The following is a 24,757-nucleotide window of genomic DNA, read 5'->3' as shown; positions in this document are numbered from 1 at the left end:
GCTCACTCCTTGACCCGGACCATGCCCTCCTGGGCGACGCTGGCCATCAACGTCCCGTCCTGGCCGAACATCAGCCCGTGACCCAGGCCGCGACCGTTCTGCGCCGAGGGGGAGGCCTGGCGATAGAGGATCCATTGATCGGCACGTGGGGTGCGGTGGAACCACATGGCGTGGTCCAGGCTGGCCGGCCGCAACCGCCGGTCGCCCCAGACCAAGCCGTGCCGGCGCAGAATCGGCTCCAGCAGGCTGAAATCCGAAGAGTAGGCCAGCACGGCCGCGTGCAGCAGCGGGTCGTCGGGCAAGGTGCGCGGCACCCGGAGCCACACGTGCTGCTGCGCCACCGGGTCACCGGCCTCCAGGAACAGCGCACCCTCGACGTGCTTGATCTCCACCGCCCGCCGGGCCAGGTGTCGGGCCGCCGGGTGGTCGATGCCGGCCAGGATCTCGGCGTCCGAGGGGAGTCCGTCCGGGCCGGCCACCTGCGGCATCTCGCTCTGGTGGTCCAGGCCGTCGGCCTCGTCCTGGAAGGAGGTGATCATCGACAGCAGGATCCGCCCGTCCTGCACCGCGTGCACCCGACGCGCCGAGAACGAGTGCCCGTCGCGCATCCGCTCGACCAGGAAGCGGATCGGTCGCTGGTCGTCGCCGGCGCGCAGGAAGTAGCCGTGCATCGAATGGATGCGGCGGGGATGATCCGCGGCACCCTCGGCCCCCGAGACTGTACGGCCGGCCGCGATCACGGATTGAGCGAGCACCTGCCCGCCGAACACCCGGCCGTGCGCCTGCGGCTGGCTGCGGCCGGAGAAGACATCGCCCGCGGAGTCGCCCAGATCGGCGCCGGCCCCGTCGGGGGAGGCGACGTGAAACGTGGTCGAGCCCTCCCGGGTCAGGTCCAGCACATCGAGCAGGTCGTCGATCGGGTCATCGAGGGTCACCCGCGCAGCCTAACGAGGTGGGACTGACAGGATGGCGACATGCCTGCTGACCCCTACTTCGTCGACGTGGCTGTGCGCTGGTCGGACATGGACGCCTACGGCCACGTCAACAATGTCGCCTTCGTGCGGCTGCTGGAGGACGCCCGTGTCTATGCGCTGCGCGACTGGTTCGGTCAGGACCGCGACCTGATCGACGACGGACTGCTGGTCGTGCGGCAGGAGATCGACTATCTCGCGCCGTTGACCTTCGACTACCGCCCGGCTCGGATCACCATGGGGTGCAGCCGGATCAGCGGTGCGTCCTTCGACATCGGGTATGCCGTGGGCCGGCCGGAGGGCGACGTCACCTATGCCGTGGCCGAGGTGACGCTGGTCGCCTACGACCTGCAGCGCAGCACTCCGCGTCGACTCACCGAGACCGAGCGGGCCCAGCTCTGCGCGATCGCGGGAGACCCGGCGCCGCTGCGCAGCCGTGGCACGCGGGCTCCCCGGTGAGTGGGGCCGAGGCGACCGGCGGTGGAGTTGGCGCCGACGTCCTGCGCTTCGCCGATGTGGAGTCGCTGCAGGACCTGAGCACCTACGTCGCTCGGGCCCGGCACCTGGACGCCGACGGCGCCATCCGGCTGCAGGCCGCCGGAGCGGTGCTGGCGGCGTGGGTGCGGGTGCTGCCCGGGCACGGTCTGCTCGGCCAGGGACTCGTGCTGGGGCTGCGCACGATGCCCCTGGACGGTGACCATGCGCTGGAGACGAGCGTGCCGCTGGCCGGTCTGAGCGACCGCTTCGCTCGCCGCTTCGCTGATCGGGACACGGGCACCGATCTGCCCGTGCCGCCCACTACCGTCAATCCACCGTGGGCCGCGCTGTCCCCACCCCGCAGCGACTGGGAGCCTCAGGCCACCCTGGCCTCCCAGACCCTGATCGACGTGGCGCGCCGGGGCATCGACGCGGTGGCGCAGGGCACCCCACAGGGAGCGGGTGCCGCTGCGGTGGCGGCACTGCGCCAGCGGGTATGGGGCGCCGACCTGCCGGACACCCCGGCCGGCACCCCGAGCGGTGTTGCCTTCGCGGCCTACAGCCTCGGCTTCGCCCAACCCGGCACCGAGGCCGTGATCCTGCGCAACGGGCCGTGGAGCCGGCTGAGCCTGGCCGCCGGGCACGTGCTTGCCCGTTGAACGGACGCGGGGTGGCGATCCGCTGGGGCCGCTGCCCCGGTCTGCGGCTGCGACACTGACCCGCATGGAGCCCTCCGCGCCGACATCTGGCGGCCCGCCGCGGGAGGACGACGTGCGCACGCTGCTGGCGCGGCTCGGGGCCGCGATGATCGCCACCGGGCAGCCGGTGCACGAGATCGAGGAGGAGCTCGTCGAGGTCGGGCAGCACCTCGGACATCCCGACGTGCAGGTCGGCGCTGGTCCGACCGGCATCATGGTTGCCCCGGCGGAGGGGTCGACGGCGACCTTCGAGTCGGTCCGGGTCAGTCTGCGGCTGGACCAGTCCGCCGATGTGCGCCGCATCCGGCATCAGCTGGTCCACGACGAGCTCACCCCCGCCGAGGCGTTTGCCCAGCTGGGGACCCTGCGGCACCGACCGCCGCGCTACCCCGCATGGATCGCCACTCCGGCATACCTGGTCGTGACCGTCGGCATCGCGCTGATCCTGCAGCCGGGGTGGGCCAACGTCGCGCTGGCGGGGGCATGTGGCGCCGTCGTCCTGGTGCTGCTCCAGCTGTCCCGGCGCTCCCGACTGCTGGCCACCCTGCTGCCGACCGTCGCAGCGTTCGTGGTGGCCCTGATCGTGTTCGGCAGCGCAGACGCCGGACTGATCGAGGGTCCGCTGCGGACCGTGCTGCCGCCGCTGGCGGTGCTGCTGCCCGGTGCGCTGATCGTCACGGGTATGTCTGAGCTGGCCGCAGGGCAGATGCAGGCCGGCTCGGCCCGACTGATCTACGGCACCGTGCAGCTCGGGCTGTTCGCCCTCGGGCTCATCGCGGCGCTGTCCCTGCTGACGCTGCCCTCGCAGATGATGGTCAACGAGCGGGTCGATGACATCGGCTGGTGGGCGGCGCCGCTGGGTCTGCTGCTCATCGGGGTGGGCATCGCCTTGATGGAGAGTGTGCCGTTGCGGATGACGCCGTGGGTGCTGCTGGTCCTGGTCGGCGCCTTCGGTGCGCAGACCTTCGGCCAGGTGCTCGGTCCGGCGGGGCTCGGCGGCTTCCTCGGCGCGATCGCGGCGAGTCTTGGCGCGAGCCTGGTGGAGCTGCGCCGATCGACGTTGGCGCGGTTGGTGCTCTTCCTCCCGGCGTTCTGGCTGCTGGTCCCGGGCAGCCTGGGCCTGGTCGGCGTGACCCAGCTGGTGGTCGACCCGGGGGAGGCCCTCGACGCCGGGCTGGGTGTGGTCGCGGTGATCTGCGCGATCGCGTTGGGCCTGCTGGTCGGCTCCAGCATCGGGCACTCCCTGCGGAGCCGACTGCGTCGGGGTTGATGGACCCCCTGTCGGGTGTCGCTTCAGCGGCGCGCCGGCCATCTGGTGACACGTCGGCGGGGTCAGCCTGACTGGTGCACGATGTGGACCACTGGTGCCCTGCGCGCGCAAGGCACCAGTGGTCCGGATCGCGCACGAGTGGCCGTCAAGGGGACTCTGAGCTCGGATCATGGCGGAGAACCGAGGTGTCGGGGTGCAGCGCGAAGAAGACGGAGTAGGGCGCGGCGTCGGGGTCGCGGGGCCGGTCGTGCATCTCGACCAGGAGCGTCTCAAGGCGCTGCTGGAACTCCTGAAGGTCACCTGGCGAGAGCCGCAAGCCCAATCGGGTCATCGTCACCTGATCGCCCGGGACATCACGGATCTCGTCGAGGAAGGCATCGATCATCGGCCGCGTCCCGTCGTGGCCGCCGTAGACGTACCAGGACTTGCCGGTGGACCGATAGGGGATCTCCCGGGCGCCACGGGTGCCGCTGCGTGGCGCCTCGGCGCGCAAGAATCCGGTGTCGACCAGCGTGCGCACATGGTGCAGCACCGAGGCAGGTGGGCGGTCGAGGGTGTCGGCGATCTGCTTGTTGGTCAGCGGCTCGTCCAGGGTCATCCGCAGGATGCGCAGCCGCAGCCCCGAGGCGAGCGCTTTGGCCTCGGCGTCGGTGGCTTCGCGGTGCTCGTGCTGGGTGTGCTCGGTATGCAGGGCCCGTCCAGCGGGGGACGGTGGCGGATCGGGCTGCGAGGAGTCGGCCGGCGACGGCATACCGGGCAGTCTAGCGATGTGCCGACTAAGTGATTGACAAAACCCAATCACTAGCCGCAGAGTGTCTGCATGACCACCCCGCGCCCCTCGCTGTGGTGGCACCGCAACTTCCGGCTGATCTGGGCCGGCGACACGGTCAGTGTCTTCGGTATGCAGCTCATCGGGCTGGCCATCCCGATCCTCGCGGTGCAGGTGCTGGCCGCGACGCCGTTGGAGATGGGCCTACTCGGGGCGCTGCACATGCTGGCCTTCCTGCTGATCTCGCTGCCGGCCGGCGCCTGGGTGGACCGGTGGCGCAAGAAGCGCGTGATCGTGCTCGGCGACCTCAGCCGTGCGGCAGTGCTGCTCCTGCTGCCGCTGGCCTGGTGGGCCGGCGTGCTCGCGATGTGGCAGGTGTATGTGGTGGCGCTGGTGACCGGAGCCATCACGGTGTTCTTCGACGTGGCCAACCAGTCCTACTTGCCGGAGATCGTCGACAGCGACCAGATCGCCGAGGGCAACGGCAAGCTGTCGGCCAGCCAGCAGACCGCGGGTGTGGTCGGTCCGGCTGCCGCGGCGGGGTTGATCCGGCTGGTCGGCTCGCCGCTGGCCATCGCCGTCACCTCGGTGTGCATGGCCGCCTCGTCCTTGCTGGTCAGCCGGGTCGACCATGTGGAGGACCCCAAGCCGCGGGAGGGTCGACGGCCGATGCGGGCCGAGATCGCGGAGGGAATGTCGTTCGTGATCCGGCACCCGCTGCTGGTGCGGATCACCGCGTGCACCGGCACCAGCAACTTCACCAGCGGGTTCCTCGACGCGCTGTTCGTGTTCTACGTGCTGCGCACCCTGGACCTGGCCGAGACGACCTTGGGTCTGATCTTCTCCGTCAGTGCGGTCGGCGGGCTGCTGGGTGCGGTCAGCGCGGAGCGCTTCGCGCGCTGGGTCGGTGAGGGCCGCTCGATCCCGCTGTCTGCCGTGCTGATCCCGGTCGCCGGCTTGTCGACCCCGTTGGCCAGTGTGCTGCCGCCGGTGCCCACCCTGATCATCGGCGGACTGATCAGCTCGTGGGCCGTGGTGGTCTACAACGTCGTGCAGGTCAGCTTCCGGCAGCGGCTTTGCCCAAAGCTGTTGCTGGGCCGGATGAACGCCTCCATCCGCTTCCTGGTCTGGGGGCCCATCCCGCTCGGTGCGCTGGTCGGGGGGGCGCTGGGCACCTGGATTGGGGTCGTCCCGGCCCTCTGGGTCGCGGTCGTGCTCGCGGTACTGGCCGCGCTACCCGTCCTGCTCAGTCCGCTGCTGACGATGCGTGACCTGCCGCGCGAGCTCGACGCGCTCGCCGACGACCAGCCGAGTTGCTAGGGAGTGTGCACGTGCCGGAGCCGAGTGCGTCATGCTGGGCAGGTGAGCGAGCGCAACGTCCTCGGCGGCGAGCTGGAGTCCTGTGGCACTGACCCGATGACCGGCTTCTATCGCGACGGGTGCTGCAACACCGGCCCGCAGGACCTGGGCAGCCACACCATCTGCGCGGTGGTCACCGCCGAGTTCTTGGAGCATCAGCGCAGCATCGGCAACGACCTGTCGACGCCGAAGCCGGAGTACCGCTTCCCGGGGCTCTCGCCCGGCGACCGCTGGTGCGTGACGGCGCTCAACTGGGGCCGGGCGTTTGCCGAGGGCGTGGCGGCGCCGGTGGTGCTGGCGGCGACCAACGAGGCAGTGCTGGCGATCGTGCCGCTGGCCGCCCTGCAGCAGCACGCGGTCGACGTGCCCGCCGATCCTGGCTCGCTGGAGTCCTGACTCAGCCGCGCAGCCAGACCGTCGTGTCGGTGGGCACCCGCCCCCCGACGAGCTCGCGACTGCTCACCAGCACCTCGACATCCTCAGGCAGGGTCACCGGGTCGGCGCCGAAGTTGGTCAGCACGCGCACTGAGCCTCCGGCGGGGCTGCCCACATCGAGGGTGAGCACGTCGTCGTTTTCGGGCTCGGGCCAGGTCAGCTCGCCGACGCCGAGGTCGTGCTCGCGGCGTAGCCGCAGCAGGGTGCGATAGAGCTCCAGCGTCGAGCCGGCCACCCGGTCCTGCCGGTCGACGGCCAGTGCGCCGTAGATCTCCGGCTGCGGGAGCCAGGTCTGCTCGGTGCCGCCGAAGCCGTATGCCGTGGCGCCGGCCTCCCAGGGCATCGGGATCCGGCAACCGTCCCGGCCCCGCTCGACGTCCTCGCCCTCGGCGCTGCCGGGGTCGACGCTGCGGACCCACGCCGGGTCTTGGCGGACCTCGTCGGGCAGGGCGGTGTGGTCGGGCAGGCCGAGCTCCTCACCCTGGTAGAGGTAGGCCGACCCGGGCAGCGCCAGCATCAGCGCGGTCGCGGCCCGAGCCCGGCGCAGCCCCAGGATCGCGTTGGGCTGCGGGTCGTGCATGCCGATGCCGTTGGGACGGTCCCCGCCCACGGCGTAACCCATCCGGGTGGCGTGCCGCACCACGTCGTGGTTGGACAGTACCCATGAGCTCGGCGCGCCCACGTCATGGGCCACCCGCAGCGACAGGTCGATGACCTCCCGCAGGTCCACGGCTCTCCACGGGGCGTCGAGGAAGGGGAAGTTGAAGGCCTGGTGCATCTCGTCGGACCGGGTGTAGAGGGCGAGTCGCTCCAGTGGCTCCACCCACGCCTCGGCGACCAGGATGCGGTCGGCGCCCGGGTTGCCCTCGGGGTTGTACTCCTCGAGCACTCGCCGCCAGCCGCGGTAGATCTCGTGCACGCCGTCCTGGTCCCACATCGGGTTGTCGCCATCGCCCCGGCCGTCGCGCTCCAGCAGGCCAGGGTCGACGTCGACGTCGGGCAGACCCGCGCCCTTGACCAGGCCGTGCGCCACGTCGACCCGGAAGCCGTCCACTCCTCGGTCCATCCAGAAGCGCAGCACGTCGTGGAACATCTCCACGACCTCGGGGTTGTCCCAGTTCAGGTCGGGCTGCTTGACGTCGAAGATGTGCAGATACCACTGCCCCGGAGAACCGTCTGCCTCGCTCACCCGCTCCCAGCCGCCACCGCCGAAGACGGAGTGCCAGTTGTTGGGCGGCTCGTCGCCGTTCGGGCCCTGGCCGTCGCGGAACATGTAGCGATCCCGCTCAGGGCTGCCCGGACCGGCGGCCAGCGCCGCCTGGAACCACTCGTGCTCATCGGAGGTGTGGTTGGGCACCAGGTCGACCAACACCCGCAAGCCGAGCTCGTGTGCGGTGCCGATCAGCTCGTCGGCGTCGTCGAGGGTGCCGAAGATCGGGTCGATCTGCCGGTAGTCGGCCACGTCATACCCCGCGTCGGCCATCGGCGACACATAGAACGGGCTGATCCAGATCGCGTCGACGCCCAGATCCCGCAGGTGGGGCAGCCGGGCAGTGATGCCGGGCAGGTCACCGACGCCGTCGGCGTTGGCGTCGGCCCAGGAGCGGGGATAGATCTGGTAGATCACGGCGTGCCGCCACCAGGCGGCCGCGGAGGATGCAGGGGCTGAGGTCGGCGTGGCGGGGGTCACGAGAGGTCATCCTGCCCCATCGCGCAGGACTGCTGAAAGTTCTTGCAGTGGCTCAGTCGCCGAGCGCGGGAAGCAGGCTGATGGCCGCGATCTCCAGCGAGCCGCCCTCGTAGCCCTCCACGGTGACCGTGAGCTCGCCACCGAGCTCCTGCACCGGCCGGTCGTCCTCGCGGCTGAGCGCGGGAACCAGCCACGTGCTGGGCGCGGCCGTCCAGGAGGACCACCAGCCGTTGCGCTCCAGCACGTCGCCGTAGGGCAGCTGTCGTAGGTCACTCGGGCCGACGGGGGCCCGCACCGACCCCTCCTCGGTGGCCCCGAGTCGGAACCGTCCGATGCCGGTGGTCCGGATGACCAGGTCGGTGAACTGGGCCGGTTCGAGCTGCAGCACGGCTTGTCCCTGCGCGTCGAGGTCGGCCAGGGTGACCACATCGGTCTCCACATAGACATTGGTCAGCCCGTCGTTGCCCGACGACGTCGACTGGCCCGGCTCCGGGAGCCCCTGAAGGTCCGGCGCCAGGGTCGAGGATTCGAAGGGGTAGTCGGACCACGCGACGGGTTCGTATGCCGCAACCCGCACCGAGTCGCGCGGGCCGGCCGAGTCGACGGCGATGGTAGGACGCCCGGGAGGGGGTTGGTCGGCCTGGTCCGAGGACGATCGGACGGCACCGGACCACGCGTCCCCGAGGGCGCAGGAGAGGAAGTGCTCGGTGACTCCCACGGTCAGGACGAAGGGCTCGTCCTCCCTCGGCTGCTCGGGCGAGCAGTCGAGAGCCCAGACCAGAGGTCCTGCGCCCCGTGGGTCGACTGCGACTTGGCGTGGTTGGGCGTCAGCCGGCACATCGACGGCACCGATCTGGCGCAGACCGAAGGCGTAGGTGGGCAGGGTCTCGTCCGGCACCGGCTCGAGCACGGTCTCGGCGGCGGGGGTGGGGCCGCTGGTGGTGATCTGCACCGCCCAGGCGTCGGGGCGCACCGCGCGGGGCACGGCGCTGACCTCGACCTCCCCGTCGGTGAGGTCGACCCCCATGGCGGAGAGGGCATCGCTGTCGAGGCGCAGGGTGCGTCGGTGCACGCCCGGCTGGAAGCTGTGAACGAATCCCCGCCGCAGGTCCGGCTCGGCGCTCTCCAGCGGGCCCAGCCCCACGGCCGGACCCAGACCGTCACCGTCCTCGGTGACGACGACGCCGTCGAGGGCCACGAGCACCTGCCCCGGGCCGTCCAGGATGACGTCGAGGTCGATCGTCGATGTCGTCGTGGGCACCGTCGCCGAGTACGGCGCAGCGGTCCCGGCGACGGACTCCAAGCCTGGCCGGGGCCGCTGCACGCTCCTCGCGTCGATGACCAGCCGGTCCGCAGTGGTGGCGGGAGGGCTCCACGCCATCCGGTGTCCCGGCGGCGCGAACGGGAAGTCCTCCCAGGTCGCCTCCTTGTAGACCGCCACCAGGGCGCCGCTCGACAGCGGGTTGGCCACGCGCCATAGACCGGCGTCGACCGGGAGCGGCTGCACCGGGACCGACTGCTGGTCGGTGGTCGGAGTGCAGGGCAGCGCGAGGACTACGGCGTCGCCGGCCGTCATGGTCACCGGCGAACCCGAGTCCACCTCGTCGGGGTCGACCGAGGGACACCAGGCCACGGCATACAGCGGGTCGTCCGAGCTGGTCGGCGGGAAGCCGGTGGACCACAGGCCCCCTGGGGCGATCTCGTGGGAGACCACGAGCTGGAGCCCGTCGAGCGTGAACGGCCGGGGTGTGCCGTCCTGAAACCCGTAGCCCTCGTCGTAGGCCGGGTCCGGCACGGCCAGGTCCTCGGGTGCCTGGTCGTCCTGGGTGTCCTCCACCTGCTCGGGATCGTCCGGGGAGTCGTCGAGGACGACGCCCGCCCCGCCGAGCGCCAAGGCGGCGACCGCGGCGCCCACCCATCCGAGGCGACGGCGACGGCCGATCTGCTCGGCGCGTCTGACCGATCCGGCGAGCAGCGCAGTCGCATCCGGGGCGCGTGCGGCGTCCGCGATCGCGTCGAGGGTCCCGGTCCCGGACAGGTGGCGGTCGCCGAGGGCGTCCAGAGCTACCGTCTCCTCCGCCTGCACGGCACTCGCCCGCATGTCGAGCGCCTCGGCGGTCTGCTCGGGCGTGTAATGGTGGAAGTGCAGCAGCACGATCACGGCCCGCTGCCGCGGGGGCAGGGCGCGCAGGGCCTCGGCCGGTGTGCCGGCTGAGTCCGCCGAGGATGCACCGGTATGCCGTCGCCGCCGGCTCACGGAGGTGGCGACCCGGGCCAGCATGCTGCGGCAGTAGGCCTCCGGCTGCCCCTCCGTCCGGTCCCAGGTGCGGGAGGCTCGCGCCAGTGCCTCCTCCAGCAGCTCCCGCGCGTCCTGCTCGTCCCGGGCCAGCAGCAGCGCGGTGCGGTGCAGCGCAGCACTCCGGCTCAGCACGAGCTCCCGGAACGCGGCGGCAGGAGGGGCAGGCACGGCCTACCCGGGCGGGTCGTCGTCGGCGGCGTTGACCATGAAGTGCGCGGCGTGGCTCATGTAGGCGCGCATCTGGTGGTCGTCCATGGCGGACAGCTCGAGGGTGTCGATAGCGGCATACATGTGGTGCAGCCAGCGGTCTCGCTGGGCGGGGGTGACGGCGAACGGCATGTGCCGCATCCGCAGCCGGGGGTGCCCGCGCTGCTGGCTGTATGTCGTGGGGCCACCCCAGTACTGCTCGAGGAACATCCGCAGTCGCACCTGCGCGTTCCCGAGGTCCTCCTCGGGGTAGAGGGCACGCAGCGGTGGGTCGCTCGCGACGCCCTGGTAGAAGGCGTGGACGAGGCGCACGAAAGTCTCATGACCGCCGACGCGCTCGTAGTAGGTCTGCGTCTCGGGGGCATCCTGGGGCAGCTCGCTCACAACACCCAGTCTCGCACTGCTGACTCCTCAGGGCTGCTCGCCCTCGGGGAACTGCCCGAACACCCTCAGCTCGAACGATCCCTGCTCGTAGCCCTCGGCCTGCACGGTGACCTGATCGGCCAGGACGCCTCGCTCGGTCTCCGGAGTGATCGGCCAGGTCGCGCCCTGGTCGGTCCACGAGGTCCACCAACCGTCCCGCTCCAGTCCCTTGCCCACGAGACTGCCGCCCTGCGATGCGGTGGTGATCGCGCCGTCGACCGGGGCAACGGACTCCAGTCGGAAGCGGCCCACCCCTTCGGTCAACACGCAGAGCTCGGTCATGTCCGACTCCGGGACCTCGAACGTGGCTCTGCCGTCTGCGTCGAGATCGTCCATGGTGATCCGAGCACTCTCCCGGTGCTCCAGGTCCAGCTGTCCCTCCTCGGCGGGGGCAGTGCCCACATCAGGGGCCGGGAAGCTGACCATCGGCTCTGCCTGGTCGAAGGGGAAGTCCTCGAACGGCACCGGCTCGTATGCGGCGACGATGCGGCTCTCGATCCCCTGGAGGGGGCTGAGGGCCAGGGTGGTGACCTCGACACCGCCGCCGGTCGGCACGCGGTCCGGCGGCGTCAGGGCCCACAGCCAGCCGTTGTCCCCGAGGCACCGCAGCGGCCCGGTGGCGTCGGTGACCGTCGCCGTGCCGATGTCGGGCCCCGTAGCCGGGGCATCACTTCCGGTCGTCTCCGGGCACTGGGCCACCCAGGTCAGGTCGGCAGCCCGTCGGGGGTCGATGTCGACCGGATGAGCGACAGCATCGGTCGGTACGTCGTAGGCCGCCACCAGGCGGTGGCCGTAGGCGTACTCCGCAACGTCAGTATCGGTTGCCCGGCTCGAGCGGTGCGGGCGTACCGACTTCGCCGCCGCCCGTGCCGCCGATCACGACGCGCCAGGCGCTGTCGTCGACGAAGCCCCGGGCGTGCACGCTCACCGTGACCTCGCCGTCGCTGACGTCGATGCCCTCCTCAGCCAGGATCTGGGCGTTGAGGTTCACGGAGCGCTGTGCGGGGAACCCGTAGGAGTGCAGATACCCCTCGCGCAGAGCCGGGTTGACGATGCGCCACGGCTCCGCAGCGGGCTGCTGTGACCCGCCGACCGTTTCGCCGTCGTTGGTCAGCGCCACGCCGTCGATGGCGACCAAAAGCTGGCCGGGTTGATCGAGCTCCATCGTGAACGTGAATGAGGCGGGCTCCGTGGCGGGGAAGGGGTAGTCGGCCCACTCCTCCTCGGCGTAGAAGGCGACGGAGACCGGACCTACGTCATCGGTCCGTTGCACTCCGTAGACACCGTCGCTCTCCGGCGCTTCGGTGGGCAGGCTGGTCACCGGAAGCGTCGGACTGTCACTGCTCTCGTCGGCACAGGTCACCTCGACCGTCCAAGTGCGGGTGAGAATGGTCACGGCTGGCTGGGAACGCCCCGCGACGTCGCTCGGGCACACCGCCACGGCGTAGAGCTGGCTGGAGGAGTCCACCTCGAGCTGAGCGTTCGCCTCGTCCGCGAGGTCGACCTCGTCGACAAGGCGCAGGCCATCGGCGGTGTGGGGCTGCAGCTCGCCGTCGACGATGCCGTAGCCCTCGGTGTAGGACTCGTTCGGCTCGGCCGGAGCCACCTCGCCCTGGGTGTTCCCCGCGGGGTCGGTCAGCAGCAGACCCGCTCCGCCGATGACGACCACGGCTGCCGCAGCCGCGGCCCACCGGCCGGTCGTCCGCCGGCGGCGGCCCAGCTGACCCGACCGGGCATGGGCACCGGCCAGGACGGTGTGCGGATCAGGCGCGGTGTAGCTGTCGGCCACGTCGTCCAGGGTGGTGCGCAGGTCCTCGATCGTGGGGCTCATCGCTGCCCCCTCCCTTCGGCGACGGCGGTGTCGCCGTCGGTGAGGTGCTCACTGATCCGCAAGGCCGCCAGCGCCTTGGCGTGCTGTGACTTGACCGTGCCGAGCGCGATGCCCAGGGTGTCCGCGGTCTGCGCCTGCGTGTAGTCGTGGAAGTAGCGCAGCACGATCACCGCCCGCTGCCGGGGCGGCAGCGCGCCCACGGCATCGGCCAGGGTGGTCGACTGCGGCACCTGGGCGCCCGGCTCATCGGGGGTGCTGCGCAGCCGCTCGTGCACCGGCCGCTCCGGCAGGTGCACGCTCGGGCGAGGGCGTCCTGCAGCAGGTCCTGCGCGTCGTGCGGGTCGCGGGTCAGCAGCACCGCGGTGCGGTAGAGCGCGCTGCTGCGGCCGAGCACGAACTCGCGGAACCCCGGCTGCGCCGCCTGCTCAGGCATCGCCGACCTCCAAACCCGCATCGACGCCCGAGCCCGGGCAGATGGTTGCCTCGGTCACCCTTGGCGGGATCGGGGTCAGGCCTGCGTCGAGGAGCCGGTCGAGGAGCCGTAGGGGTTGATCTGCGGACCGCGGATGCCCTCCGCGTCCAGCACCGCCTTGACCCGCTGCCGGATGACCCGCGGCATGGCCCATTGCTCGCCGGGTCGGCACTTGGCGAAGATCCGCAGGGTCATCACGCCGCCGGACACCGACTCGACCCCGGCGACCGAGGGCTCCTCGATCAGCCGTGCATGCTGCTCAGGATCGGCCCAGACCTCCTCGGCCACCTGGTGCAGCAGGGGGAGGACACGGCTCGGCTCCTCGTCATAGGCCACCGGGATGTCGATGGTCGCCACCGCCCAGCCCTCCGACTTGTTGCCGATCCGGATGATCTCGCCGTTGCGGACGAACCACACCACGCCGGAGGCGTCGCGCAGCCGGGTGATCCGCAAGGTGACCTCCTCGACGGTGCCCACGGCTTCCCCGGTGTCGATCAGGTCTCCGACGCCGTACTGGTCCTCGATGATCATGAAGACACCGGCCAGGAAGTCCTTGACCAGCGACTGGGCACCGAAGCCCAGCGCCACGCCGCCGACCCCGGCCGAGGCCAGCACCGGTCCGAGTGGCAGCCCGATCTCGGCCATCACGGTCAGGATGGCCACCGTGGCGATGGTGAACGTGGCGATGCTGCGCAGCAACGAGCCGAGGGTCAGCGCGCGTTGGTGCCGGCGCTCGATGTCGGCCGCGGTGGCGGCGTCGACGACCTTGTCGGTGTTGTCGCGCTGCTTGTTCTCGGCGCGCGCCGCTGCGGCGTCCTCGACGCCCTTGATGGAGCGGCGGACCAGCCAGCCCAGCACGACGGCGGCCACGATGATGAGCACGACACGCAGCGGGGGCCCCAACAGCCACCCGCCGAAATCTTCCCAGGAGTCGATCGGCATACCGAGCAGTTTGACGCATGACAGAGCCCTCGGGTGACAGACTGTGCCCGATCACCCGTCCCCTTGCCGGTCCCGGGCGTCGCCTCGGCATGTACTGAAAGGTCCACCTTGTGACTGAGTCCCTCCCGGCGAACCTGGCCGAGCTGGCGCACGCTCACGGCGTGGCGACTGAGTTCTGGGACTGGCAGGGCAACCACACCAGTGCCTCGGTGGCGACGGTCCGGGAGGTCCTGGCCGCGCTCGGGATCGACGCGAGCGACGAGCAGGCCGCAGCCCGGGCCCTGGCCGCCCACGAGATCGAGCCCTGGACCCGGGCGCTGCCGCCCGTGCGGGTGGTGACCAAGGGGGTGTCGGTGCGGGTGCCGCTACACCTGAACGAGGGCCGGTCGGTGCGGGCTGAGGCCCACCTGGAGACCGGTGCCGTCCGGAGCCTGACGGTGCGCGGCGACGAGAGCGCGACCCGGGAGGTGGACGGGACCACCCGGGTCCGGCGGTGGGTGGAGCTGCCCGACGACCTGCCACTCGGCTGGCACGAGGTCCGCGTCCTCTCGGGCCACGGCGGCACCGACCAGGCAGCGCAGATGCCGCTGGTCGTCTGCCCGCAACGCCTCGACCTGCACTCGGCGCTGCAGGGGCAGGGCACCCAGCGGTGGGGGCTGATGACCCAGCTCTACGCGATGCGCTCGGCCGCCTCCTGGGGGCTGGGTGACCTGGCCGACCTCGGCGACGCCGGTGCCTGGGCGGCGGGGCTCGGTGCCGACTTCGTGCTGGTCAACCCGCTGCACGCCGCCGAGCCGGTGCCGCCGCTGGAGCCCTCGCCCTACCTGCCGACCTCCCGCCGGTTCGTCAACCCGCTCTACCTGCGGGTGGAGGAGGTGCCCGAGGTCGCCTACCTGTCCACCGCCGAGCGCCAGCTGGTGGAGTGGCACGCCGACGACGCCAAGCGATACCTGGAGCTGGACGCCCTGGAGCGCGATGCGATCTGGCTGGCCAAGGAGGCGGCGCTGCGGCTGGTCTTCCGCCAACCCCGCTCGCTGCGCCGGGAGCGTGCCTTCGGTGCCTACGTGGAGCGCGAGGGGCAGAGCCTGGTCGACTACGCCACCTGGTGTGCGCTGGTCGCCGAGCACGGGCGGTCCTGGCGGGACTGGCGAAGTGAGCTGCAGGACCCGCGCAGTCCGGCGGTCGAGCAGTTCCGTGGGACCCACGAGGCGGAGGTGGAGTTCCACTGCTGGCTGCAGTGGCTGCTCGCCGACCAGCTGGCCGACGTGCAGCGCGACCTGCTCGGCACCGGTATGCAGATCGGTGTGGTCCATGACCTGGCCGTCGGGGTGCATCCCGACGGTGCGGACGCGTGGAGCCTGGGCAGCACCCTCGCCCGCGGGGTGACGGTCGGGGCGCCGGGCGACCAGTACAACCAGCTCGGCCAGGACTGGAGCCAGCCCCCGTGGCGACCGGACCGGCTCGCCGAAGCCGGCTACGCGCCATACCGCGACATGCTGCGCGGTGTGCTGCGAGACGCCGGCGGGCTACGGGTGGACCACGTGATCGGGCTGTTCCGGCTGTGGTGGATCCCCTCAGGCATGCCGGCCCACCAGGGCACCTACGTGCGTTACGACCACGACGCGATGATCGGCATCCTGATGCTGGAGGCGCACCGGGCCGGGGCGATCGTGGTGGGGGAGGACCTGGGGACCGTCGAGCCGTGGGTGCGCGACTACCTGCGCGAGCGGGGCATCCTGGGCACCTCGATCCTGTGGTTCGAGCGCACTGAGGACGGGCCGATCGCGCCGGAGCGCTACCGCGAGCTCTGCCTGGCCACCGTCACCACCCACGACCTGCCGCCCACGGCCGGCTACCTGTCCGGCGTGCACCTGGACCTGCGGGCCTCTCTGGACCTGCTCACCCGTCCGCTGGAGCAGGAGCGCGCCGAGGACGAGGCGGCCCGCGAGGAGGTGCTGCAGGTGCTGCGCGATCGCGGTCTGCTGTTGCAGGGCGCCGGGATCCAGGAGCAGGTCGAGGCGCTGCACCGCTATCTGACCTGGGCGCCGGCCCGGCTGGTGGGGGTCTCGGTGTCCGACCTGGCGCAGGACGTGCGGGTGATCAACCAGCCGGGCACACACCAGGGGTACCCCAACTGGCGGGTGCCGCTGTCCGGCCCGGAGGGGAGCCCGATGCTGTTGGAGGAGCTCTTCGAGGACCGCTTCGCTCGGCGGCTGGCCCGGACGGTCTCCCGCCACACCTGACCTGCTCGCCCCCGTTTGCTCGGGAGGTTGTGGTCGCGCACCCCGATCGGAGGGCGCGCAAGCTCCCTAGCAGATCGACTGGGCGCGGACCGCGCGGGCGGCGCTGTCGCGGTGCTCCGCCACGGTGCGACGCAGCCCGGCCGGCGCCTCGGGGTGCTCCTCCAGCCACGCCTGGGAGGACTCCACCAGGGCGGGATCGGCCAGGAGGGAGGGGTAGAAGCCCACCGCCAGGGTTTCGGCGATGTGATGCGTGCGCTGCGCCCACAACGGACCGACGGCCCCGTGGTAGCGGTCGAGGTAGGGCCGCAGCAGCTCGGGGTCGTGCGCCCAGCCGAACCCTGCCGCCATCGCGGCCAGCACCGCGTTGGGCAGGCCCGGCTCCCGCCCCTCGACGGCGGCCGCCCAGGCGGCCTCCTTGGCCTCGGGCGTCGGCCGCGCGGCCAGTGCCCGGGCTGCCCTCTCGCGCCCGGTCGCCGTGTCGTCACGCTGCCGCTCGCCCTCGATCTCGGTCTCGTCGGCCGCGCCGGCGGCCGCCAGCGACGTGAGCAGGGTCCAGCGCATGTCCTGGTCCACGCCCAACCCCTCCAGCGGCTCCTCGCCGGACAGCAGCCCGCACACCCGCTCGACGTCCTCCGGCTCCCGAGCGAACATGGCGAAGGAGCTGACCAACTGCAGCTGGGCATCGCTGCCGGGCTCGGCGGACCACGCCGCCTCCCGCAGCGCTGCGCTCAGCTCGGCCACAACCTCGGCGCGCCGGTCGCGGGGGGTGTAGGACAGCGCCGCCGAGCTCACCTGCTGCAGCAGGACCCGGAGCAGGTTGCTGTCGCTCTCCCCGGCCAGAGTCCCGGCCACCAGCCGCACGTAGTCGGGCGCCGGCAGCTGTGCGTCGCGGGCCATGTCCCACGCCGCGCCGAGCACCAGGGCGCGCGGCAGCGACTCGGTCAGCGCCCGCGGGTCGCGCAGCGCCGTGGCCAGCGACGTCTCGTCGAGCCGGATCTTGGCGTAGGCGAGGTCGTCGTCGTTGACCAGCAGCAGGTCCGGCATGGGTATGCCGACCAGCTCGGCCACGTCGGTGCGCTCACCATCGACGTCGAGCTCGATCCGCTCGGTCCGCTGCAGGGCGCCGTCCTGGCGCCGGTAGCAGCCCACGGCCAGCCGGTGCGGCCTCAGCACGGCGTGCTCCTCGGGTGCCGTCTGCACGATCGTCGCCGCCTCAATCACCCCGTCGCGCACGCTCAGCTCCGGGGTGAGGGTGTTGACGCCCGCCGTCTCCAGCCAGAGCTCGGACCAACGGCGCAGGTCGCGGCCGGACGTCTGCTCCAGCTCGGCCAGCAGGTCGCGCAGCGTGGTGTTGCCCCACGCATACCGGGCGAAGTAGGCCCGCAGCCCGTCCCGGAACGCCTCCCGTCCGACATACGCGACCAGCTGCTTGAGCACCGAGGCGCCCTTGGCGTAGGTGATGCCGTCGAAGTTGACCTCCACGGACTCCAGGTCAACCATGTCCGCGGCCACCGGGTGCGTCGAGGACAGCTGGTCCTGGCGGTAGGCCCAGGCCTTCTCCGAGATCGCGAACGTCGTCCACGCCTCGGTCCAGTCGGTGGCCTCGGCCTGGCAGGTGGTCGAGGCCCACTCGGCGAACGACTCGTTGAGCCACAGGTCGTCCCACCAGCGCATCGTCACCAGGTCGCCGAACCACATGTGCGCGAGCTCGTGCAGGATGGTCAGCGCACGCCGCTCGACCACCGCGTCGGGCACCTTGGAGCGGAAGACGTAGTCCTCCACGATGGTCACCGCACCGGCGTTCTCCATCGCACCCATGTTGTACTCCGGGGTGAAGATCTGGTCGTACTTCTCGAACGGGTAGGCCCGGTCGAACTCCTCCTCGAAGAACGTGAACCCGGCCTTGGTGCAGGCCAGGATGTTGTCGGCGTCCAGGTGCCGGCGCAGACTCCGGCGGCAGAAGACGCCCAGCGGCACCGTGCCGGCCCGCGTGGTGACCTCGTCGCGGACCACGTCATACGGTCCCGCGATCAGGGCGGTCACGTATGAGGCGAGGCTGGGGGTGGGCGCGAACGTCCAGACGGCCGCACTCACCCCGTCGCTCGCCTGGTCGGGCAGGGGCTCCGGCTCAGGGGTCGGCTGGTTGGAGATGACCTGCCAATGGGCCGGGGCGGTGACCGTGAACTGGAAGGTGGCCTTGAGGTCGGGTTGCTCGAAGACCGCGAGCACCCGCCGGCTGTCCGGCACCTCGAACTGGGAGTAGAGGTAGACCTCGCCGTCGGCCGGGTCCACGAAGCGGTGCAGACCCTCGCCGGTGTTCATGTAGCTGCCGGTGGCCCGGACCACCAGCCGGTTGTGCGCGGCCAGGCCGGGCAGCCGGATGCGCGCGTCGGCGTAGTGGTCCCCGGGGTCCAATGCCGTACCGTTGAGCTCGATCGACTCGACCGAGGCCGCGATCAGGTCGATCCAGGTCTCGTCGCCCCCTTCGGCGCAGTCGAAGGTCACGGTCGTGTCCGTGCCGAAGTGCTCCGCGCCACGGGTGAGGTCCAGCTCGACCGCATACGACTGGGTGGCGATCAGCTGTGCGCGGGTCTGCGCCTCGTCACGGGTGAGGTTGGTGCCGGGCATGCGTCGGTGCCTCCTGCTGGGGGTGAACTGCGATCAGTGCCACGATGGTGTCACGACGGCCGGGCCGATCCGGCCGCCCCGGGCACCGAGGAGTCACATGCGCATCCACATCGGCGGCGACCACGCCGCATTCGACCTGCAGCGCGACCTGGTCGGGTGGCTGGCCGAGCAGGGTCACGAGGTGGTCGACCATGGACCGACCGAGTTCGACGAGCTCGACAACTACCCGGTCTTCGTGCTGCGCGCCGCGCAGGCGGTGGCCGCCGAGCCGGACGCGTTGGGGATCGTGCTCGGCGGCTCCGGCAACGGTGAGCAGATCGCCGCCAACAAGGTCGACGGCATCCGGGCCGCGCTGTGCTACAACGCCGAGCTGGCCACGCTGGCCCGGCTGCACAACAACGCCCAGGTGATCTCCATCGGCGCCCGGATGCACACGGTCGAGGAGGCGCACGAGATGGTCGCCGCCTTCCTGAGCACCGACTTCACCGGGGAGGACCGGCACCAGGCCCGGATCGACATGATGGCTGCCTACGAGGCAGACGGGACGCTGCCCGACCTGCCCTGAGCGCCTCGGGTCAGTCGCCGGACGTAGCTGGACTCCTCCGGTCCGCCTCGTCGGTGTCGCTGGCCGGGTCGGCTCCTGGTAGCTCCGGGGACAGGAATCCGTCCTTCTCCTCCAGCAGGGCCTTGAGCAGGGCGAAGAGCATGGCGAAGACGAGGATGAAGATCGGCAGGCCGATCACGGTGATGACCTGTTGCAGGGCCTCCAACCCGGAGTCCCCGCCGAGCACGATGAGCAGCGCGGCCAGCGCTCCCATCGACACGCCCCAGAACACGCGCTGTCGGACCGGGCTCTCGTCCCCGTCACCGACACACAGGATGTCGATGACCAGGGCTGCGGAGTCGGCCGAGGTCGCGAAGAAGAGCGCGACGATCACGACGGCGAGGCCCTGGACCAGCGTGGTGGCGGGGAAGTTCTCGAAGAACTCGAACATCGCCAGCGGCACGCTCTCGGCCACGGCCGCCGAGATGCTGCCGCCGTCACCGCCGATGCCGTCGAGCTCCATGGCCGACCAGCCGAAGATCGCGAACCACACCAGCGTGAACAGCGACGGGGCGACGAGGACGCCGAGCACGAACTCGCGGATGGTGCGGCCTCGGGAGATGCGGGCCAGGAAGACGCCCATGAACGGCGACCAGGTCACCGTCCAGGCCCAGTAGAAGACGGTCCAGCCACCCTGCCAGCCCCAGCCGCCCTCGTCGGTGTAGCGGGCCATCGCGTCGTTCCAGAAGGACAGCGGGACGATGTTCGTCGCGTAGATGCCGGCGCTCTCGATGACCTGGCGCAGCAGGAAGACGGTCTCGCCGGCGAACAGCACGAAGAGCATCAGCGCGACGGCCATGCCGATGTTGAGGTTGGAGAGCCGCTTGATGCCCTTGTCCAGGCCGGCCACGATCGAGGTGACGGCGACGGCGGTCAGCACCGTGATGATCAGCACCTTGGGCCAGACCGCGTCGGGCCAGCCGAGCAGCTCACTCAGACCGGCGTTGATCTGCGAGGTGCCCAGGCCCAGCGAGACCGCCAGGCCGAAGAGGGTGCCGAGCACGGCGAACACGTCGATCGCCTTGCCGATCGGTCCGTGGATCCGCTCCTTGAGGAAGGGGTAGAACACCGAGCTGACGCGCATCGGCAGCTTGTGCCGGTAGATGAAGTAGGCGAAGGCCAGGCCGGGCAGGGTGAAGATCGCCCAGGTGTGCAGGGACAGGTGGTAGAGCGAGAACGCCATGGCGTCCTCGGCGGCGGCCACGCTGTAGGGCTCCACGTCGCGCGGTGGCGTGCCGAAGTGCGAGATGGGCTCGGCGACTCCCCAGAACATCAGCACGGTGCCGATGCCACCGGCGAACAGCATCGCGAACCACGAGAGGTTGCCGTAGGCAGGCTTGGAGTCCTGGCCGCCGAGTCTGATCTGGCCGTACTTGCTGACGGCGACCCAGATCAGGAAGGCCAACCAGCTGCTGACGCCCAGGATGAAGAACCAGCCCAGGTTGGTCACGATCCACTCGCGCCCCGTGCCGAACGCCTCCCCGATGGGGTCAGGGAAGAGCAGCAACAACACCAGGAACAGCAGCATCAGGCCGGCGGACCAGAAGAAGATCGCCGGGTTGGTCCGCAGACCGAGTCGTGTCGCCAGTTGCTCCATGGTGGGCACCTTTCGCCGTGGGGAGCGGCTGCTGTGGGGCCTCGTCATCGGTCCGCTGCGCCGGTCTCGACCTAGGATTGTCCAATTGTCGACAATTGTCCAGAGTCCACTCTGTGTGAGTGTTGCCGCGTTCTAGCCCGCCAGCAGGCGCACCGGCAGCGAGTGAGCGCGGGCGGCGCTCGCCAGCCGCGCATCGGCCGTGACCACCTCAGCGTCCAGGTCGAGCGCCAGCAGGACATCCAGCGCGTCGTATGTCGTCACGCCCCAGTCGAGGGCGGCCCCCAGCGAGCGGAACCACCGCTCGGGCCCAGCGACGAGCTCGAGGTCGACGTCCCGGTCCTCGCGGACCAGGTGCTCCGCCGGGGAGGCGCCTGCCGGTGCTCGGCTGCGGCGGCGGACCTCTGCGAGCCGGACGAGCAACATACCTGCTGGAGCGGGTGACGAGAATCGAACTCGCGTAGCCAGTTTGGAAGACTGGGGCTCTACCATTGAGCTACACCCGCGTGTTGCCCTGCTCGTGGCGCGGCAACGGGGCGATAGTCTAGCCGCCGCCTCGGGTGCCCGGCCACGTCGGACCCAGGCGCAACGCACGGGGTATGGCGCAGCTTGGTAGCGCGTCCGCTTTGGGAGCGGAAGGCCGCCGGTTCGAATCCGGCTACCCCGACGGACTACCATGCCGTGACCGCCATTGCGCATCCGGCCGCTCGGCCGTGCCCCCACCGATCTTTGGAGTGCCCAGCAGTGAAGAGTGCCGTCGAGACCCTGAACCCGACCCGGGTGAAGCTCACGGTGGAGGTCCCCTCCGCCGACCTCAAGCCCAAGATGGACGCCGCCTACAAGCAGATCGGTGCCCAGGTCAACGTGCCCGGCTTCCGCAAGGGCAAGGTGCCGGCCCGGATCATCGACCAGCGCTTCGGCCGCGGTGCCGTCGTGCAGGAGGCCGTCAACGACGCGCTGCCGGAGTACTACAGCCAGGCGGTGCAGGAGCACGAGCTGCAGCCGCTGAGCCAGCCCGAGGTCAACCTGACCGAGCTGCCGATGGCCGAGGGGCAGGACCTGAAGTTCGAGGCCGAGATCGACGTCGTGCCCAGCTTCGAGCTGCCCGACTTCAGCGGCATCGAGGTCGAGGTCGACCCGGTCACCGTCAGCGAGGAGGACGTGCAGGAGCGTCTGGATGAGCTGCGTGCCCGCTTCGGCACCCTGGTCGGGGTCGACCGGCCCGCCCAGGACGGCGACTTCACCTCCATCGACCTCACCGCGACGATCGAGGGTGAGGAGATCGACACCGTCACCGGAGTGTCCTACGAGATCGGCTCCGGCAACATGCTGGAGGGTCTGGACGACGCCCTGATCGGCGCGTCCGCCGGCGAAGAGGTGGAGTTCACCAGCGCCCTGGCCTCCGGGGACCGGGTCGGCCAGGAGTCCGAGGTCACCGTGACCCTCCACTCGGTCAAGGAGCGCGAGCTGCCGGAGGTGGACAACGAGTTCGCCCAGCTCGCCTCGGAGTTCGACACCGTCGAGGAGCTGCAGGCCGACCTGCAGGCCAAGGCCGAGCAGGGCGTGCGCTTCGAGCAGGGTGTCCAGGCCCGCGACCGCGTGCTCGACGCGATGCTGGAGATGACCGACATCCCGCTCCCGGACAACCTGGTCGAGGCCGAGGTGACCAGCCACCTGGAGAAGGAGGAGCGGCTCGAGGACGACGAGCACCGCACCGAGGTCACCGAGTCGACCCGGCGGGCCATGAAGACGCAGTTCCTGCTCGACGCGCTCGTGATCCGCGACGAGGTCAACGTCGACCAGGGCGAGCTCATCGAATACATCATGATGACGGCGCAGCAGTACAACATGAACCCCAACGAGTTCGCCCAGCGGATCGACCAGGACGGTCAGATCCCGGCGATGGTCACCGAGGTCGGTCGTCGCAAGGCGCTGGCCGGGGTGCTCGAGCAGGCCAAGGTCGTCGACACCGACGGCGAGGTGGTCGACCTCAACGCCCTCAACGCCCTCGACGAGGTGGACGAGGAGGGCCTCGGCGAGGTGGACGAGGAGGGCCTCGGCGAGGACGACAGCGACGACGACGTCCTCCAGGACGAGGACCGCTCCGACACCGACGTCAGCGACGGCGGAGCCCAGGAGGTCGCCGACCCGGCCCAGGAGCTGGACGAGGACGCGGCGACCGAGGCCGACGTCGAGACCGACGACGAGGGCGAGGCGGACGTGGACTCCGACGCCGGCACCGAGTCCGAGGAGCTGGAGCCCGCCTCCGCCGAGGCCGGCCAGGATCGCTGAGCCCACGGCATACCGCGCAGCACCGCCCGCCAGAGGACCTGGTGGGCGGTTGTGCGCTCAGGGCGAACACGGCACGGCAGGGGAGTGCGCTGGCACCCGCGGACGTTAGTGTCACTGACGAGAGCCCACGAGGGCAGTCCCCACCGGGTCGGCCTACGAGATCAAGGGAGCATGCATGAGCAACACCGAGATCGTCGCGGCGGGACAGAGCCCGATCGCCGGTCTGGACGACCAGATCTACAACCGGCTGTTGAAGGAACGCATCATCTTCCTCGGCTCCGACGTGCGCGACGACAACGCCAACGCCATCTGCGCCCAGCTGCTGCTGCTCGCCGCGGAGGACCCGGAGGCCGACATCTGGCTCTACATCAACTCCCCGGGCGGGTCCGTGACGGCCGGTATGGCGATCTTCGACACCATGCAGTGGGTGCCCAACGACGTGGCCACCGTGGCGATGGGTCTCGCCGCCTCGATGGGTCAGTTCCTGCTCTCGGCGGGCGAGCCGGGCAAGCGCTACGCGACCCCGCACGCGCGGGTCATGATGCACCAGCCCTCCGGCGGCATCGGCGGCACGGCCAGCGACATCAAGATCCAGGCCGAGCAGATGCTGCACATCAAGAAGCAGATGGCCGAGCTGATCGCCGAGCACACGGGGCAGACCAAGGACCAGATCGAGGCCGACTCCGATCGCGACCGCTGGTTCACCGCCCAGGAAGCCAAGGAGTACGGCTTCGTGGACCACGTCTACGAGCGGGCCGGCGAGACCGGCACCACCGTCGGCAGCGACGCCTGAGCCGTATCGACGAGAGTGTGGAGACCCCGATGAACCAGTCCATGTCCCCGTATGCCGGTGGGCGCGGCATCGCGCCGGCCGGCCCGAGCAGCCGCTACATCCTGCCGCAGTTCGAGGAGCGCACCGCCTACGGCATGAAGCGGCAGGACCCCTACACCAAGCTCTTCGAGGACCGCATCATCTTCCTCGGCGTGCAGGTCGACGACGCGTCGGCCGACGACATCATCGCCCAGCTGGTCGTGCTGGAGAGTCAGGACCCCGACCGCGACATCCTGATGTACATCAACTCCCCGGGTGGCTCGTTCACTGCGCTGACCGCGATCTACGACACGATGCAGTACATCCGGTGTGACGTGCAGACGTTCGTGATCGGTCAGGCCGCCTCGGCAGCCGCGGTGCTGCTGGCGGCCGGCGCACCGGGCAAGCGGTTCGCGCTGCCCAACGCGCGCATCCTGATCCATCAGCCGGCCCTGGCCGGGGGTGACTACGGTCAGGCCTCCGACATCGAGATCCAGGCCAACGAGGTGCTGCGGATGCGGACCTGGCTGGAGGAGACCTGGGCCAAGCACTCCAACAAGACCGTGGAGGAGGTCCGCAAGGACATCGAGCGCGACAAGATCCTGATCGCGGCCGAGGCCAAGGAGTACGGCCTGATCGACGACGTGCTCGAATCCCGGAAGGCCTCGCTGGAGGACTGAGCGCGAGCGTCCGGCCCTGACCAACGGCTCGTGAGTGCATCGGCGCTCGCGGGCCGTTCGTC

General features: G+C 70.7%; 22 protein-coding genes and 2 tRNA genes. 11 read left to right on the top strand and 13 right to left on the bottom strand.

Annotated features, from left to right (window positions below):
- Window positions 1-2 precede the first annotated feature (2 nt).
- A complete protein-coding gene (locus ACR2FV_RS06710) occupies window positions 3-935 on the bottom strand; it encodes an acyl-CoA thioesterase (RefSeq protein WP_434014915.1) in 933 nt (310 codons plus the stop codon).
- Between the two features lie 39 nt (window positions 936-974).
- Between ACR2FV_RS06710 and ACR2FV_RS06705 the strand changes: the two genes are divergently transcribed.
- The 3 genes from ACR2FV_RS06705 to ACR2FV_RS06695 all read left to right on the top strand — a co-directional run bounded on the left by ACR2FV_RS06705 (window position 975) and on the right by ACR2FV_RS06695 (window position 3,416).
- Window positions 975-1,430, top strand: coding sequence for an acyl-CoA thioesterase (locus ACR2FV_RS06705; RefSeq protein ID WP_434014914.1), 456 nt, complete (start codon window positions 975-977; stop codon window positions 1,428-1,430).
- A complete protein-coding gene (locus ACR2FV_RS06700; protein ID WP_434014913.1) occupies window positions 1,427-2,107 on the top strand; it encodes a hypothetical protein in 681 nt (226 codons plus the stop codon). The genes ACR2FV_RS06705 and ACR2FV_RS06700 overlap by 4 nt, the downstream gene beginning before the upstream one ends.
- A 64-nt stretch (window positions 2,108-2,171) precedes the next feature.
- Window positions 2,172-3,416 (top strand): threonine/serine ThrE exporter family protein, encoded by a 1,245-nt coding sequence (locus ACR2FV_RS06695; protein WP_434014912.1) that lies wholly within the window; start codon window positions 2,172-2,174, stop codon window positions 3,414-3,416.
- Window positions 3,417-3,561: 145 nt separating this feature from the next.
- Here ACR2FV_RS06695 and ACR2FV_RS06690 read toward each other — a convergent pair whose 3' ends face one another.
- Window positions 3,562-4,167: an ArsR/SmtB family transcription factor gene (locus ACR2FV_RS06690; protein WP_434014911.1), complete on the bottom strand. Its 606-nt coding sequence runs from the start codon at window positions 4,165-4,167 to the stop codon at window positions 3,562-3,564.
- A 69-nt stretch (window positions 4,168-4,236) separates the two neighbouring features.
- On the opposite strand from ACR2FV_RS06690, the gene ACR2FV_RS06685 reads away from it, so the two are divergent.
- Window positions 4,237-5,505: an MFS transporter gene (locus tag ACR2FV_RS06685; RefSeq protein ID WP_434014910.1), complete on the top strand. Its 1,269-nt coding sequence runs from the start codon at window positions 4,237-4,239 to the stop codon at window positions 5,503-5,505.
- 42 nt (window positions 5,506-5,547) lie between these two features.
- Complete coding sequence (locus ACR2FV_RS06680; protein ID WP_434014909.1) at window positions 5,548-5,940, top strand: DUF2237 family protein; 393 nt, start codon at window positions 5,548-5,550, stop codon at window positions 5,938-5,940.
- A 1-nt stretch (window position 5,941) separates the two neighbouring features.
- Here ACR2FV_RS06680 and ACR2FV_RS06675 read toward each other — a convergent pair whose 3' ends face one another.
- The 7 genes from ACR2FV_RS06675 to ACR2FV_RS06645 form a co-directional block, all read right to left on the bottom strand.
- On the bottom strand, window positions 5,942-7,669 hold the full coding sequence (locus ACR2FV_RS06675; RefSeq protein ID WP_434014908.1) for a glycoside hydrolase family 13 protein: 1,728 nt from the start codon (window positions 7,667-7,669) through the stop codon (window positions 5,942-5,944).
- Between the two features lie 52 nt (window positions 7,670-7,721).
- Window positions 7,722-10,136 (bottom strand): sigma factor-like helix-turn-helix DNA-binding protein, encoded by a 2,415-nt coding sequence (locus tag ACR2FV_RS06670; protein ID WP_434014907.1) that lies wholly within the window; start codon window positions 10,134-10,136, stop codon window positions 7,722-7,724.
- 3 nt (window positions 10,137-10,139) lie between these two features.
- The gene (locus ACR2FV_RS06665; RefSeq protein WP_434014906.1) at window positions 10,140-10,559 is read right to left on the bottom strand and encodes a globin; all 420 of its coding nucleotides are present in this window, start codon (window positions 10,557-10,559) and stop codon (window positions 10,140-10,142) included.
- Between the two features lie 27 nt (window positions 10,560-10,586).
- Complete coding sequence (locus ACR2FV_RS06660; protein WP_434014905.1) at window positions 10,587-11,378, bottom strand: hypothetical protein; 792 nt, start codon at window positions 11,376-11,378, stop codon at window positions 10,587-10,589.
- A 31-nt stretch (window positions 11,379-11,409) separates the two neighbouring features.
- Complete coding sequence (locus ACR2FV_RS06655) at window positions 11,410-12,429, bottom strand: hypothetical protein (protein ID WP_434014904.1); 1,020 nt, start codon at window positions 12,427-12,429, stop codon at window positions 11,410-11,412.
- Window positions 12,426-12,725 (bottom strand): sigma-70 family RNA polymerase sigma factor, encoded by a 300-nt coding sequence (locus tag ACR2FV_RS06650; protein ID WP_434014903.1) that lies wholly within the window; start codon window positions 12,723-12,725, stop codon window positions 12,426-12,428. The genes ACR2FV_RS06655 and ACR2FV_RS06650 overlap by 4 nt, the downstream gene beginning before the upstream one ends.
- A 212-nt stretch (window positions 12,726-12,937) precedes the next feature.
- Window positions 12,938-13,843 carry a mechanosensitive ion channel family protein gene (locus ACR2FV_RS06645; RefSeq protein WP_434014902.1) on the bottom strand — a complete coding sequence of 302 codons (906 nt, stop codon included), beginning with the start codon at window positions 13,841-13,843 and terminating at the stop codon, window positions 12,938-12,940.
- Between the two features lie 110 nt (window positions 13,844-13,953).
- On the opposite strand from ACR2FV_RS06645, the gene malQ reads away from it, so the two are divergent.
- Window positions 13,954-16,086 (top strand): 4-alpha-glucanotransferase, encoded by a 2,133-nt coding sequence (gene malQ / locus ACR2FV_RS06640; protein WP_434014901.1) that lies wholly within the window; start codon window positions 13,954-13,956, stop codon window positions 16,084-16,086.
- 66 nt (window positions 16,087-16,152) lie between these two features.
- Here malQ and pepN read toward each other — a convergent pair whose 3' ends face one another.
- A complete protein-coding gene (gene pepN / locus ACR2FV_RS06635) occupies window positions 16,153-18,714 on the bottom strand; it encodes an aminopeptidase N (RefSeq protein WP_434014900.1) in 2,562 nt (853 codons plus the stop codon).
- Between the two features lie 97 nt (window positions 18,715-18,811).
- On the opposite strand from pepN, the gene ACR2FV_RS06630 reads away from it, so the two are divergent.
- Window positions 18,812-19,279, top strand: a complete 468-nt coding sequence (locus ACR2FV_RS06630; protein ID WP_434014899.1) for a ribose-5-phosphate isomerase — start codon at window positions 18,812-18,814, stop codon at window positions 19,277-19,279.
- Between the two features lie 10 nt (window positions 19,280-19,289).
- Here the strand turns inward: ACR2FV_RS06630 and ACR2FV_RS06625 are convergent, their stop codons facing one another.
- From ACR2FV_RS06625 to ACR2FV_RS06615, 3 genes are all read right to left on the bottom strand, one after another.
- A complete protein-coding gene (locus tag ACR2FV_RS06625; RefSeq protein WP_434014898.1) occupies window positions 19,290-20,915 on the bottom strand; it encodes a BCCT family transporter in 1,626 nt (541 codons plus the stop codon).
- Window positions 20,916-21,047: 132 nt separating this feature from the next.
- Complete coding sequence (locus ACR2FV_RS06620) at window positions 21,048-21,338, bottom strand: hypothetical protein (RefSeq protein WP_434014897.1); 291 nt, start codon at window positions 21,336-21,338, stop codon at window positions 21,048-21,050.
- A 6-nt stretch (window positions 21,339-21,344) separates the two neighbouring features.
- Window positions 21,345-21,418, bottom strand: a tRNA-Gly gene (locus ACR2FV_RS06615).
- Between the two features lie 87 nt (window positions 21,419-21,505).
- Between ACR2FV_RS06615 and ACR2FV_RS06610 the strand changes: the two genes are divergently transcribed.
- The 4 genes from ACR2FV_RS06610 (at window position 21,506) to ACR2FV_RS06595 (ending at window position 24,695) form a co-directional block, all read left to right on the top strand.
- Window positions 21,506-21,579, top strand: a tRNA-Pro gene (locus tag ACR2FV_RS06610).
- Between the two features lie 77 nt (window positions 21,580-21,656).
- Window positions 21,657-23,204: a trigger factor gene (gene tig / locus ACR2FV_RS06605; RefSeq protein WP_434014896.1), complete on the top strand. Its 1,548-nt coding sequence runs from the start codon at window positions 21,657-21,659 to the stop codon at window positions 23,202-23,204.
- Window positions 23,205-23,379: 175 nt separating this feature from the next.
- Complete coding sequence (locus ACR2FV_RS06600) at window positions 23,380-23,997, top strand: ATP-dependent Clp protease proteolytic subunit (RefSeq protein ID WP_434014895.1); 618 nt, start codon at window positions 23,380-23,382, stop codon at window positions 23,995-23,997.
- A gap of 29 nt (window positions 23,998-24,026) precedes the next feature.
- Entirely contained in the window at window positions 24,027-24,695 is a 669-nt protein-coding gene (locus ACR2FV_RS06595) for an ATP-dependent Clp protease proteolytic subunit (RefSeq protein WP_434014894.1), read from the top strand.
- Window positions 24,696-24,757: the final 62 nt, after the last annotated feature.

Origin of the sequence: Ornithinimicrobium sp., assembly GCF_051004135.1 — a bacterium.
Taxonomy (GTDB): Bacteria; Actinomycetota; Actinomycetes; order Actinomycetales; family Dermatophilaceae; genus Ornithinicoccus.
The sequence above is the reverse complement of the archived record's forward strand: the minus strand, read 5'-3'. Positions and strand labels throughout refer to the sequence as shown.